This is a genomic window from Nitrospirillum amazonense (assembly GCF_007828035.1).
GTDB classification, from domain to species: domain Bacteria; phylum Pseudomonadota; class Alphaproteobacteria; order Azospirillales; family Azospirillaceae; genus Nitrospirillum; species Nitrospirillum amazonense.
The window spans coordinates 1-14,238 of sequence record NZ_VITV01000006.1; the positions used below are offsets into that span (position 1 = coordinate 1).

Consider the following 14,238-nt stretch of genomic DNA (forward strand, 5'->3'; position numbering starts at 1 on the left):
CTGGCCCAGCTGGGCCACGCGGCGGGCGAAGCCGCGCAGGGTGGGGTCGCTGAACAGTTCGCGCGCCGGCACCGGATGGCCGAAGGCCTTCTCCAGCTGGTGCGACACGGCGATGGCCAGCAGGCTGTGCCCACCCAGGCGGAAGAAATCGTCCTCCCGACCCACGGCGCCGCAGCCCAGCACCTCCCGCCACGCCGCCGCGATGCGCTCTTCAATTGGCCCCTGGGGCGGGCCGCCGACCGGACCGGCGTCAGCCCGCGCGCCCGACAGGGCCAGCAAGGCACGCAGAGCCGCGCGGTCGATCTTGCCGGACGTGGTCATGGGGATGGCGTCCACCACCAGCAACGCGGCCGGGATCATATAGGCCGGCAACCGATCGGCCAGGATCTCGCGCCAGCCCCGGGCCAGCCATTCGCGGGAACCGCCGGCCTGCGGGCGAACGAAGGCCCACAGGCTTTTGCGGCCGGGCTCGCCAGCGGGTTCGCCACTGGGTTCGCCACCGGGGGCGGCCTCCAGCACCACGACGGCCTGGGCCACGGCGGGGTGGGCTTCCAGCGCCGCCTCGATCTCCCCCAACTCCATGCGAATGCCGTTCAGCTTGACCTGATGGTCGCGCCGGCCCAGCACCTCCAGCACCGGCAGGCCGCCGTCATGGCCGCCACGCCAGCGGCCCAGGTCGCCGGTGCGGTAGCGCCGCTGCTCACCCTCACCGATGAAGGCGGCGGCGGTCAGGTCGGGGCGGTTGAGATAGCCCTCCGCCAGATTCAGGCCGCCCAGCCAGATTTCGCCCACCGCTCCGGGGGCCGCCAGGGCGCCGGCGGCGTCGCGGATCTCCACCAGGGTGTTGGGCAGGGGGCGGCCGGTGGCCAGCACGCCGTCCAGCCCAGCCACGGGCAGGTCGCCCATGGTGCTGGTGATGGCGTTTTCCGTGGGGCCGTAGGCGTTGACATAGCGCTGGCGGTTGCCATAGCGCGCCACGTCACCAGCCAGCGGCGCCTCGCCGCCCGTCACCAGGATGCGCACGCTGTCAGGCAGGGCGCCATCCAGCAGGCGCAGATAGGTGGGCGTCAGGTCGGCCACCGTGACACCGCGATCGCGGATAAGGTCCAACAGAGCTGCCGGCCGCTCGATGACCTCCGCCGTCGCCAGACACAGGGTGGCGCCGAACATCAGTGGCAAGCCGATGTCGGACAGGGACACGTCGAACGCCGGGGAGGCAAACATCAGCGTGCGGTCGTCAGCGGTCAGGCCATAGTCCTCGCCCACGCCCAGCAGGGTGTTCAGCAGGGCGGCGTGGCTCACCCGCACACCCTTGGGCAGGCCGGTGGAACCGGAGGTGTAGAGGATGTAGGCGATGTCGTTGGACCGCCCCTGCGGCAGGGCGATGTCGTCCTGGGCCGCCCGCTCCAGGGCCGCCAGCCCATCCGTCGTCAGGTCCAGGATATGGGCCGCGCCCCCGTCGCGAGCCATGAACTCCTGTCGCTCCGCCGGCAGGTCGGCGGCCAGGGGCAGATACACCGCCCCGGCCTGCCAAAGGGCCAGGAGTACCGCCGGCAGGTCGACGGCGCCGCGCGGCGCGACGACGGCGACTACGGTGCCCGGCGTCGCGCCCTGGACCACCAGGCCGCGCGCCAGCCGGTTGGCGCGGCCCAGCAGCGCGGCGTAGGAAACCACGGCCCCGTCCGCCAGGATCAGGGCGGGATGCTCAGGCCGGGCGGCCGCCTGCGCGGCGATCAGGTCAACCGGGCGGGCATCCGGTCGGAAGGCGGCCGAGCCTGCCTGCCAGCGCCCCAGCAGCGCGTGCTCGGACGGCAGCGCGGTGGGCACGGCGCCGTCCATGGACGGACGGTCCGCCAGCCAGGCGGCCAAGTCCAGCAGGCCTTTCAGCCAATGGTATGCGGTATCAACATCATAGATGGCGGCGTTCATCTGCCACTTCAGCACCAGACCGCCGTCGGGCAGGGCCTCATGCGACAGCGCCATATCCTGGCCGGCCCCGTGGGGCGCCAGTTCATAGTGAATGCCCCCGGCCTCGACGGCGCTGAGCCGCACCAGACGGGTGGCCGCCTGGCCGGCGTCACGCGTGCCGGTCAGGTCCGGCGTTTCGGTCACGACGATGTCGAACAGGGGGAAACGGGCGGGGTCGCGCAGGGTGGGCCGCTCCCGCCACAGGTCGTGGCACAAGCGGGCAAAGGGGTAGCGGGCGCGATGTAGTGCGCGTGCCAGCTCATTCCTTACGGTATCGAAACGGCTGGCGAGGTCCTGGCCGGCCGTCAGCTGGAAAGCGACCGGCACCAGGGTCACGGCATAGCCCACGGCCTCCGCCACCGCCGCATCCTCGCGCAGGGAGACGGTGCTGCCGATCAGGAAATTGCTGCGGCCGGTACGGCGGAACACCTCCGCTCCCAAGAGCGTCAGCATCAGGGTGTGCAGGCTGCCCTGGCCGCGGCGGGCCAGGCGGCGCAGGGCGTCGGCCTGGTGGGCGGGCAACACCGCCTCCAGCCGGTGGCTGTGGGCGGGCGCATCCAGACGGCGGGGATGGTCCAGAGACCACTCCGCAAACGCCGCGTCGGGCAGGGCCTGCAGGATCGCACCCCACGCCTGAGCATCGCGGGCGGCGCCGGGGCTGGCCAGGTAGGCGACCTCATGCCGGGCCAATGCCACGGCATCCACGGCGGGGCCCCGGAACTCGTCGCCGCGCAGCAGTTTGCCCAGGTCACGCAGCAGCACCTCCAGCGAAGCGCCGTCGCCCACCGCATGGTGCAAGGCCAGCCAGAAAAGGGTTTCCCCTTCCGCGACCGTCACGACGCCGGCGCGGTACAGCGGTGCCTGGCGCAAGGACAGCGGCGCGCACTGGCGGTCGCGGATATGGGCCAGGGCCGCGGCGCGGTCGGTAACGGTGGTGAATTCCAGTTCCGCGATCACGGCGTCCCCAGGGGCATCCCCAGGGGGCACCACATGCCGGCGCACCACGCCGTCCGCGTCGGCGGCGAAGGTTGTGCGCAGGGCGCCGTGCCGCGCCACCAGCGCCTGCCAGGCCGCATTCCAGCGCGCCGCGCCCGGCAGCGCTCCCTCCACACGGCGGGTCAGCGGCATGGTGAAATGACCGGTGTCGAGGCCCGCAGCCTCCGCCACCCAAAACTCCCGTTCGCCCAGCGTGGCCAGGGTGGGGTCCACATCGGCGATCGCGGTGCTGTCCGCGACGATCTCCGTCACCGCCAGATGAGAGGCGAATTGGGCGAGGGTCGGCGCGATGAACAGGTCGCGCGCCGGCACAGGGCGGCCCAGGACCTGCGCCAACTGGTGCGCCATGGTCACGGCCAGCAGGCTGTTGCCGCCCAGGGCAAAGAAGTTGTCCTCCCGCGCCACGCGGGGCTCACGCTCGGTCAGGCTTGGTCCCAGCAGGGTGGCCCAGACGCCGGCAACCGATTCCTCCAGCGCGGTCGCCGGCGGTGTGCGCGTACCTTCTTCCAGGGCCGGCGCCAAGGCCAGCAGGGCGCGGGCGTCAACCTTGCCGCTGGCGGTGGTGGGGATCGCGGCTACGGGGGTGAAGCTGGCTGGGATCATGTGCGCCGGCAGGCGGGGGGCCAGCCAGGCCTGCCATGCGTCGCGGGTAGGCAGGGCCTGGTCGTCCTTCGCCACCAGGAAGGCGCGCAGGGCCACATGCCCGGCATCGGCGGAGACCAGAACGGTGGCCTGGCGGATCGCGGCATGGCCCAACAGGGCGGCCTCGATCTCGCCCAGTTCCACCCTTTGGCCGTGCAGCTTGACCTGCTGATCCATGCGGCCCAGCAGTTCCAGGCGGCCGTCGGCCGTCCAGCGGCCCAGGTCGCCGCTGCGGTAGGCGCGGCCCTGGTCCGTCATGACGAAGCGGTCCGCCGTCAATTCGGGGTTGTTGAGGTAACCCTGGGCCACGCCGGCGCCGGCCAACCACAGTTCACCTACCTCACCCGGCGGCACGGGCCTACCGTCAGCCCGGCGCAGGCTGATGCGGGTATTGGCGAGGGGGCGGCCGATGGACAGGGGCCGGCGTGGATCGGCATCGCCGTCCACCAGGCCGATGGTGACGATGATGGAGGTCTCGGTCGGCCCGTAGGCGTTCCAGAAGGCGATGGGGGGGCCATGCCGGGCGGCATCGTTGTGACGCGGCGCTTCGCCACCGGTGTTTAGGATACGCAGGCCCTGGAACGGCGTCTCGGCGCTGACACGCAGGTATGAGGGGGCATGGAAAGCGCAGGTGACGCCCAGGCGGGTGTAATGACGCTTCAGCGCCCAGGGATCGTCGCGCAGCGCCGGGCTGATAGGCACCAGGCCGCCGCCGTTCAGCAGCGCCATGCCCAGCTCCCAGGGGCTGGCGTCGAAGCCCGGGGTCGCCACCAGACTGGTACGGTCGGCGGGAGTCAGTCCGACCGTACCGGCATGGGACAGGATGGTGTTGACGTAGCCGCGATGGGTGACGGCGACCCCTTTGGGCCGGCCGGTGGTTCCCGAGGTGTAGATGATATAGGCTAGGTCGTCCGGCCCGGCGCCGGCATGGTCCACAGTCGTGGCGGACGGCAGGGTGCCCGCGTCCAGCACGGGGCCGCGGCCCATCAGCAGGGCCGGCGGCGGTGTCCGTCCGTCCCCGGAGGGAACGGTGATCAGAACCTTGGCGCCCGCATCGGACGCCATGTAGGCTAGGCGCTCGGCCGGCAAGTCGGCGGCCAAGGGAAGGTAGACGGCCCCCGCCTTCCAGATGCCGAGAATGACGGCCGGCAGGGCCGGCGCGCAGTCGGTGAGGACCGCGACGACGCGATCCGGCCCCAGGTCCAGGGCCAGCAGGCGGTTGGCGACGCCGTTGGCGGCAGCATCCAAGTTGGCGTAGCTTTGGGTTTCCTCCAGGGTCACCACGGCCGCGGCGTCCGGCTGACGCCGGGCCCAATCCTCGAACAGGACCTGGGCACCGACGGCCGGCCGCTCCACGGTGGGTCCGGCTTCCCACGCCGCCAGTGTTGCCGCCTCGTGCGCCAGCAGGGCCGGGGGCGACTGGCGCAGCCGGTCGGGATCGGCCGCAAGCCATTCCGCCCAGGCCACCAGGCTGTCCAGCCAGGCTTGCGCCGTCGTGGCGGCATAGACGTCCGGATTCCAGTGCAGGACCAGGCGCAGATCATCGCCGGCCTGGTCATCGGCCACCTCGGCCCATTCATAGCTGAAGGCCAGATCCACACCGGCCAACGGCGGCAGGCCCAAGCCGGGCAGGGGATGGCGTCGCACGCCGTCCGGGGCACCTTCCGTGGCTGGGGGCGGGTTGGCTGTCAGCGTGATGTCGAACAGGCCAGGGCGTTCCGCCGCACGGCGGCCGGGCCAGCGCTGCTGGAACTCCCGCGCGATCCAGCTGCCAGGATAGCGGGCATGGGCCAATGCGGCGCGCAGCGTGTCGCGGCTGTCCGCCAGCCGGCCGGCCAAGGTGTCGTCCGCCTTGCTCAGCACCAGGGGCAGCACGTTGACATAATGGCCAATGGCGGTCTCAGCCCCCGAGGGGCGGATGGAAAAGCCGCTGCCGATGATGACCTGCGGCCGGCCGCTGCGCCGTTGCGCCTCCCACCCCAGCAGGGCCAGCAGCAGGCCGTGCAGGCCGGTTTCCGCCTGGCGGGCCAGCCGGGCCAGGCCCCGGGCCGTGGCGGCGGGGATGACGGCGTGGCGGGGGGCGGCGGGCGCCCGTTGGGGCGTGGCGGGGCGGCTGTAATCGGTGGCGAGATCCGCCAGGATGTCATCGCCGCCAGCCGCCGCTACGTCCAGCTGGTCCCGCCAATAGCGCTGATCCGCCTCTCGCGCGGCGGAGGCCAGGTAGCGCGCCTCGGCCGTTGTGGCGGCCCGGATGCCGTGCGCGGCCGGGCTGGCGACCTCGCCCCGTAGCCGGCGGGCCAGGTCGTCCTGCAGTTGGCCCATGGCCAAGCCATCCACCACCGCATGATGCGCCGCCACCCAGAACAGCAGGCGCCCCCCGTCGGTGGGGAGGCGGATGAGGCCGGCGCGCGCCAGCGGCGCCTGGCTCAGGTCGAAAGGCTCGGCCACGGCGGCGGCCAACCGGCTCCATGCCTCATTCTCGTCGGCACAGTCCCAGAGAACCGGATCCGGTGCCGTCAGGTGAGCCACGGTGTGCCAATGGACGCCACCGTCGGCCTGCTCATTGAAGGCGGTGCGAAAGGCGGGATGGTCGGCGACCAAGCCGTGCCAGGCGGCGCCCCAGTCTTCAACCGTGTCCCGCCCTCCCGCTTTTTCGAGCACCCGGACGACATGGTGCCCGACCCCCGCCAAGCCAAGGCGATGGGCTAGCCAAAAATCGGCTTGGCCCGCGGTGGCGGGCCCCTCGTTCTCTGCGCCGCCATCGTCGGTGACGGTACCGCCAGCCGCCAGATGGGTCGCCAGGCTGCGCACCGTCAGGGTGGACAGCACGTCCTGGACCGTGGCCGCGTGGCCCAGCGCCTGCAGGCGCAAGGCCACCTCGATGGCGCGCAGGCTGGTACCGCCCAGGCTGAAGAAATTATCGTCGCGCAGGATGAGGCCCGGCCCCAGCACCGCCTGCCAGGCGGCGGCCACAGCCTGCTCCAGATCACCCTGGGGCAGGGTATCGGGCGTCGCGACACGGGCCGAACGCTGGTCGCGGGCCAGTGTCAGCAGGGCCTGGCGATCGATCTTGCCGGCGCTGCTGGTAGGCAGACGGGGAAGGGCGATGACGCGTGCAGGCACCATGTACGCCGGCAGCAGGGTCGCGAGATAGGCCGTCCAGTCGGTGCCGGGCGACACCGTTCCGGCCACGAACCCCACCAGGCCGCCGTCGGCCAGCACGACGCTGGCATGGGTGACGCCGGGATGTCGGGCCAGCGCGCGCTCGATCTCCGCCAAAGCCACGGCCTGGCCGGAGACCTTGACCATGTCGTCGCGACGGCCCAGCGCCTCCAGCAAGCCATCCTCGCGCCAGCGGCCCATGTCGCCGGTGCGGTACGCCCGGCCGAAGGCGGTGTCGACAAAGGTGCGCGCGGTCAAGTCCGGCTGGTTCAGATAGCCGGGCGATAGGCCCTCACCCAGGACATGGACCTCGCCCACCTCACCCGCGGGCACCAGGTTGCCGTCGCCATCCAGGATAAGCACCCGGATGCCGGGGAAGGGACGGCCACTGGGCAGGCGGTCGGCATCGGCCCAACCCTCCGGCGTGACGCGCAGCAGGCAGATGGTGCCGCACACCTCCGTCGCGCCGTGCATGTTCCAATAGGCGATACGGTCGCCATAGTGCAGGGCGTCGGCGATGTTGGGCCGCTCCCCCGCCGTCATCAGGCAGCGCAGGCCCGCAGGCACGCGCCCGTTCAGCAAACGCAGGTAGGAAGGGGTGAAGGACGCGACGCTGACCGCGTGACGCTCCATCAGCGCCAGCAGGGCAGTCGGATCATCCAGAAGGGCGCGGGTGGCCGGCACCTGGGCGGCACCCAAATACAGGGGCAGGCACAGCTCTCGAAAGCCCAGGATGAAGCCCGGCGCGCTGGACAGCAGGAAACGGTCGTTCCGGTGGAACCCCTGCGCCTGGGCGTGGCCACGCGCCATATGGTCGATGCCACCATGGCGGATCAGCACGCCCTTGGGCCGGCCAGTGGAACCGGAGGTGAACAGGATGGCGGCGATGTCGTCGGCCGTCCGCCGCGGGACCGACAAAGGGGCCGTATCGCGGGCTTCGGTGGCCAGGACCGTGACCGGATCGATCAACCCGCCGGACAGCCCAGCCAGCCGGTTCATGACCTCCACCGGCGGTACCAGGCTGTCCAAGGCCACGACGAAACGGATGGCCGCATCCTCCACCATGGCCAGCAGGCGGGCGGGCGGATGGTCGGCGGCCAGCGGCACATAGACGGCGCCCGCGCGCTGGATGGCAAGGAACACAAACGGGAGTTGTTCTGAGCGGTGCACGAACACCCCCACCGCCTCGCCCGGCGCCACGCCGTGAGCGGCCAGGGCGGCGGCCAGGACGTTCGCCTTGCGGTTGACGTCGGCGGCGGTCTGGATGCCGCCATCGGTCAGGATCGCCAGATGATGGGGGTGGCTTTGAGCGTGGCCGTCAAAGGCCTGATCGATGGCGATGAAATGCTGACGGTCGCGTGCAGGCTCCGTCATCGTTGACAGGCCGTCGTCTCTGATGGCTTTAGCGCCTAGAACAGACCCGGGCATAGGAACACCATCGGTGAATTTCGGATAAATAGATGGGCGCGATAAATAGATGCCGTCCGCAACAGCGGGCGAAGGCCGCGTTGCCCCATTAAAGTCAAAACCAGTACACGCTACGTAACCGATATTCTAATTTATGAGTTAAGCTATTGTATTGATTTTCCGGAATATGTTGATCATTCATGAACGTATTAAGGCATTTATATAAACAAACCTTGATTTTTTACATGCGCGTCAAATCGGTTGGGATGCCTCGGTGTGTAGGCTCAGTTAACGATCAAGTTCATAAAAGTTGCATTAACGTGATATCGATGCCCGCGCTAATGGGTGGCATGGGTATAGTGCGGCATGCGGAACATCACAAGGATTATTTCCCTGCCACGTTGTATCCAATAGCCTTAACGCACGCTTGCGCCAGCCGCGCAGCGTGCGGCTGACGGGATAGGGGCGACAACTGTGACGTGTGGCAGAGGGAAGGGGGCGAGGGCGGGGCTGTCGGCTCGTCACTCAATCGCCGCTGCCGGGCGCTGTTTCCCGCATCTGCGTGAGGACGGGAAGCACCAGCAGGGCGACCAGGGCGATCATGACGCCGGGGATCAAGGGCCAAGCCGTGCGGATCACCAGCGCGTGGGCGACGAAAGGGGTCAACCCGCCGAACAAGGCCGTTGCCCCGGTGGCACCCAGGGCCAGACCGGTCAGTCGCCCTTCCCCGGGAAACTGCTCGGCCGTCGCCACGGCGCCCACCGCGCTGACGCCGCCGGCCAGGGCTGCCAGCAGGATGGCCCCGACCAAGGCCCTGCTGGTGGACCCACTCACCATCAGCCAGAACAGGGGCGCCGGCAGCAGCGTGCTTCCCAAGGTGAGGCCGATCAGCACGGGCTTGCGCCCCACGCGATCTGACAGTGCGCCGATGGCCGGCGTCACGGCGATGACCGCCACGGCGGCGATGGTGGACAGCCACAGCGACATGCCTTCGCTCAACGACCCTGTGGCGGTGAGGAAGGCCGGAACATAGGTGATGCCAACATAATAAGTGATCGACCCCAGCGCGGAGACGGCGAATGACCGAAAGATGCCCGCGCGGTGGTGGATGAGGGCGTAGACCAGGGGCCGGGCCGGCGCCGCCCCGGCCGCCGCCTGCCGCTCGAAGTCCGGCGACTCCTCCATCGCCGACCGCGCGATCCAGACACCACCCGCCAGCGCGGCCCCCACCAGGAAGGGGATGCGCCAGCCCCAGGATGCCAGGTCCGTCGCGTCCAACAGGTGCACGGTCAGCGCGGACACGCCGACAGCCAGCAGGCCACCCACCTCGCTGGCCGCCGAGGCGCAGGAGGTGACCAGGCCCCGCCGGCCCGGCTTGGCCCCCTCCAGCAGGTAGGCGACGACGCCGGTATATTCCCCACCCACCGAGAAACTCATGACACAGCGCAGCAACAGCAGCAGCCACCCCGCAAGGGCACCAATGGCCGTGTAGGTCGGCAGGAGGGCCGTGACCAGCATCGCCAGGCTCATCATGGCCATGGACAGCAGCATCATGCGCCGGCGCCCGACGTGGTCGCCGACGTGGCCGAACGCCACGGCCCCCAGCGGCCGCAGCAGGTAGGCGATGGCGAATCCCGCCAGCGCGGTGATCAACGACCCCTTGCCATCGCCGAAAAAGATGCCGGCGATGACGGGCGCGAGATAAAGGTACAGCGTGAAGTCATACCATTCCACCACTGTGGAAAATGCCGCGATCGCCATCGAGCGCCGCGAAACGGTTGGACGTGCCTCGGGCAGGGGCTTGAGGTCATCCACCAGGGTTCTCCCTTGTCACCAATTCGCGCCGCGCCGTTCCTGCACAAGGGTAGCGGCCTTCATGTGCGCACTCCAGGACTGATGCCATCGGACCGGAATGTCGCGCTTCGGGATTGAATCCAACCGCCTACATTGCGCCTACATACCAAAAACCGATAAGGATAATTATGGAAAAGAACCCTTGAGCGTGCCCTAGAGGCGACGACAGTTCATATGCGTGCCGCTTAGCCCCGCTTCGGTGAAAGCCGGGCCGTGGACCGGCGGGGAATGAGCGTGGGGGCGGAAACCCTGATCCTGTCGCTCACGGCGGTCGGATCCTCTGTCAGCAAATCAAGCGCGACCGATGCGATCTGGTCGAAGGGCACCCGCAATGTGGTCAATGGCGTTGGCAGGTGGCTAACGATGGGGATGTCATTGTACCCCACGACGGAGACGTCGCCGGGCACCGCATACCCCATTCTGGCAAGCGCTGACAGGGCGCCGATGGCCGTGTTGTCGTTGACCGCGAAAACGGCGGTGGGCTTGGGGTCCAAGCGCATCAGGGCCAAGGCCGCCTCCGCGCCGGACTCAATGCCGAAAGTTGACTCGATGATGTAGGCGGGGTCCTGCGACACCCCGGCCTCGGTGAGCGCCTGCTTGTATCCCTCAACGCGACCGCGCGCGCTGGATGCGTAAGAGGGACCGGCAATCAGGCCAATATGGCGGTGCCCCAGGTCCAGGAGATGCCGGGTGGCGAGATACCCGCCCAACATGTCATCCCCCACGGAGGACGAGCTGCGGCCATCCGTGCGCAGGGCCAGGACATGAGGCACGCCGCGCCGCGTCAGATCGTCCGGGAAGTCATCATCCTGCCGGGCGGTGGACAAGACCAGGCCGTCAACCCCCCGCCGCAACAGGGTTTCCGCCGCCACCCTGTCGGCCTTGGGTCTGTCGTCCGTCGTCGCGACAATGGCGAACCGCCCCGACCGGACGCAAGCCTTGGTGAGCGCCTCATAGAGCATCGCCATCGCCGTGTCGGTCAGGCGCGGCACGATCACGCCAATGGTCATCGTCTTTCCGCGCCGCAGACTGGCGGCCGAGACGTCACGGATATAGCCAAGACCGGCGGCCACTTGCCGGACCCGCCGGGCCGTTTCGCTGTCCGACTGCGGCAACCGCTCATCCAGGATGCGCGATACGGTGGACTTGGACACCCCCGCCGCCGCCGCCACGTCGTGCAAGGTCACACGCCCCGGGGTCCCCCGCGCCGGGCCGCCAGCCATATCTTCCTTTTCCATCAAGACACTCTCCCCGCCATCGACCTGATGCCACCGCGCAGGCCCTGCCCTCCTTTCTGTATGCCCCAAGATCGGGCTTGACTCCAGTAGGCTTTGGATCGATCGTGGGAACGTTCCCGCGATCGATCCCTAAGCAAACAATGGGATGTCGCCTGAAACCGATAACTGTGAGGAAACCCATGAACGCGCCCATCTCCCGACAGGAGAAGTCTGCCTTTCGCACCCCCGTCATGGATTTGCGTGGCCTGAGCCCGGCCCCGGTGACGGCCTTCACCAAGGACGGTAAGGTGGATTACGAAGCCAACGCCGCGCTGGCGAAATGGCTGGTCTCCATCAATGGGGTGAAGAGCCTGGTTTGCCTGGGTCACGCCGGTGAAGGCACCTTCCTGACCCAGGATGAGCAGGTGAAACTCATTGAAACGCTGGTGGAGGCGGTGGGCGGCCAGGTTCCCATCATTGCCGGCATTACCGGCGAAGGCACTGAAGTGGCGGCGAAGGAAGCGCGCCGCGCCGCCGACGCCGGCGCCATCGGGGCACTGGTCTACCCGTCCCATGGCTGGCTGCGTTTCGGCTTCCAGGACGGGGCGCCGCAGGATCGCTACAAGGCCATCCATGAAGAGTCCGGCCTGCAGTGCATCCTGTTCCAGTACCCCGACGTCACCAAGGCCAGTTACAACCTGAAGACCCAGTTGGAGATCGCCGCCCAGCCGGGCGTCGTGGCCACCAAGAACGGCGTGCGCAACATGCGCCGCTGGGACACGGAAATCCCCGTCCTGCGCAACGAATTCCCCGACCTGCAGATCCTCACCTGCCACGATGAGTACCTGCTGCACACCATGTTCGACGTGGACGGCGCGCTGGTCGGATACGGCAACGTGGCGCCTGAGCTGTTGGTGGAGTTCATCGCCGCGGGGAAGGCCAAGGACTATCCCAAGGCCCGGAAGATTCATGACCAGCTGCTGCCGGTCACCAAGGCCATCTATCATCGCGGGTCGCATATGGAGGGCACGGTGGCCCTGAAGATCGCACTGGTGGCCCGCGGCATCCTGAAGAACGCGACGATCCGCTCCCCCCTTCGGGACCTGTCCCCTGAAGCGGAGGCTGAGATCAAGGCCGCGCTGAAGGCGGCGTCCATCATCTGAGTCCGGCTGCGAGGCACCCCAGGCCCGCTGGGGTGCCTTGACCACCCATATAAAGACAATAAGACATGCCACACGCCCGGTACGCTGGGGCGGGAAGGCGTGCGTCAGAGGGAGGGGTCAAATGGATATGATCTTGATGGACGACGCGAAGCGACGGAGCGCCACGTCCATGACCGAAGGTGCCCGCCTCATCGCCCGGCTGGAACGCCTGCCGGTAACCAAGCCCGTCATGTGGGCGCGGGGATGCGTCGGCATGGCGACGTTCTTCGATGGGTACACGACCATCGCCATCGCCTATGCCATGCCCATCCTGTCGAAGGAATGGGCGCTGACGCCGGCGGCCACGGCCGCCATCATTTCCTCCGGATATTTCGGCCAGCTGATCGGCGCGGTTATCTTCGGCTGGTTGGCTGAGCGCCTGGGACGCCTGCCCGTCCTGGCCATCGCCATCGCCATCTTTGCGGCCATGAGCTGCGCCTGCATCTTCGCCTGGGACGCGCACTCCCTCATGCTGTTCCGTTTCCTCCAGGGGATAGGAACAGGCGGCGAGGTTCCCGTGGCCAGCGCCTATGTCAACGAGTTGTCAGGCGCCAAGAAACGGGGGCGTTTCTTTCTGCTGTACGAACTGCTGTTCCTGGTGGGCCTCACATCCGCCGGCGCCATCGGCCTGGTGCTGGTTCCGGAGGCCGGATGGAAGGCCATGTTCATTGTGGGCATGGTGCCAGTCGCCCTGGTCATACCCTTGCGCTTCTTCCTGTCGGAAAGCCCACGCTGGCTGATCGGCAAGGGGCGGCTGGCCCAAGCGGAGGCCATCGTGGCCCGCCTGGAGGCGAGCGCGATCCGCAGCGGCAAGGCTCTGCCGGAACCGGCCGTTGCCACGACGGTGATCGCTCCAAAGGCCCAGGGCTCGGTGAAGGAGCTCTTCGGTCCCCTCTATGGTCCGCGGACGCTGCTGCTGTGGGTCATGTGGTTCGGCGCCTATATGATCAATAACGGCTTGGTCACCTGGCTGCCGACCCTTTACAAGACGGTCTTCAACATGCCGGTCGGGCAGGCCATCGGTTATGGCTTCATCACCACCGGCGCCGCCTTGGTGGCCTCCTTCATCTGCGCCCTGGTCATCGACCGGGTCGGTCGCCGCCGCTGGTATGTCGGTGCCCTGGCCTTCGCCGTCATCCCGCTGGCGGCGCTCTACCTGCAGGGGGCGAGCAGCGCGCTGACCGTCCTCTTGCTCGCCACCCCTGCCTTCGCCGCCATCCAGACCGTCACCTATTCCCTCTACCTTTACTCCGGCGAGCTGTATCCGACGCGCCTGCGCTCCTTGGGGGCCGGCCTGGGCAGCGCCTGGCTGCGCGCCGGATCCATGGCGGGGCCCTGGGTGATCGGCATGGTCGTCGCGCAAGGCTCCGTGGCGCCCGTCTTCCTGGTCTTCGCTGTCGTATCAGCCTTCACAGGCTTGGCCGTGTGGTTGCGCGCGCCGGAGACGACCGGCAAGTCCTTGGAGACCCTGTCGCCCTAAAGCCGGGGCAAAGGCATCCGAACACACTTCGACATTTCAACGGAACTTCGCGCGAGACGAAGTCCGAAAGGGGAGGCTTTATCCATGAAAACGCTGGCGGCGCTGGTGGGGTGCATCGTCTTGGGCACGACCCCCGGCCTGGCTGAAACCACACCTGAAACCGTACAAGAAAAACCGGCTATCATCGCTGAAGGTCAGGCGGCGCCGAACACTGAAACCGATCGTGCCCGGGTCATTCCCCAACTCCACATCCTCCCACCGCCCGGAAGCGGATTCACGCCCCCTCCTCCCGACGGACCTTTCAGCGACA

General features: G+C 68.4%; 5 protein-coding genes. 2 read left to right on the forward strand and 3 right to left on the reverse strand.

The genetic code is table 11. The features are described 5' to 3' along the window. From FBZ87_RS17655 to FBZ87_RS17665, 3 genes are all read right to left on the reverse strand, one after another. The coding region (locus FBZ87_RS17655) for a non-ribosomal peptide synthetase (RefSeq protein ID WP_186454822.1) at positions 1-8,142 on the reverse strand (8,142 nt) is incomplete at its 3' end. Positions 8,143-8,700: 558 nt separating this feature from the next. Continuing rightward, positions 8,701-9,990, reverse strand: a complete 1,290-nt coding sequence (locus FBZ87_RS17660; protein WP_211106976.1) for an MFS transporter — start codon at positions 9,988-9,990, stop codon at positions 8,701-8,703. 224 nt (positions 9,991-10,214) lie between these two features. Next, positions 10,215-11,201 carry a LacI family DNA-binding transcriptional regulator gene (locus tag FBZ87_RS17665; RefSeq protein WP_246134461.1) on the reverse strand — a complete coding sequence of 329 codons (987 nt, stop codon included), beginning with the start codon at positions 11,199-11,201 and terminating at the stop codon, positions 10,215-10,217. 245 nt (positions 11,202-11,446) lie between these two features. Here FBZ87_RS17665 and FBZ87_RS17670 point away from each other — a divergent pair, with 245 nt between their 5' ends. Together FBZ87_RS17670 and FBZ87_RS17675 are read left to right on the forward strand one after the other, a co-directional pair. Next, on the forward strand, positions 11,447-12,409 hold the full coding sequence (locus FBZ87_RS17670) for a dihydrodipicolinate synthase family protein (protein WP_211106977.1): 963 nt from the start codon (positions 11,447-11,449) through the stop codon (positions 12,407-12,409). A 121-nt stretch (positions 12,410-12,530) separates the two neighbouring features. Beyond that, positions 12,531-13,928, forward strand: coding sequence for an MFS transporter (locus tag FBZ87_RS17675; RefSeq protein WP_246134462.1), 1,398 nt, complete (start codon positions 12,531-12,533; stop codon positions 13,926-13,928). Positions 13,929-14,238 lie beyond the last annotated feature (310 nt).

Bases quoted from the DNA above. Each gene is read 5' to 3' on its own strand.
- FBZ87_RS17675 (WP_246134462.1), top strand. From the start codon at position 12,531: ATGGATATGATCTTGATGGACGACGCGAAGCGACGGAGCGCCACGTCC.
- FBZ87_RS17670 (WP_211106977.1), top strand. From the start codon at position 11,447: ATGAACGCGCCCATCTCCCGACAGGAGAAGTCTGCCTTTCGCACCCCC.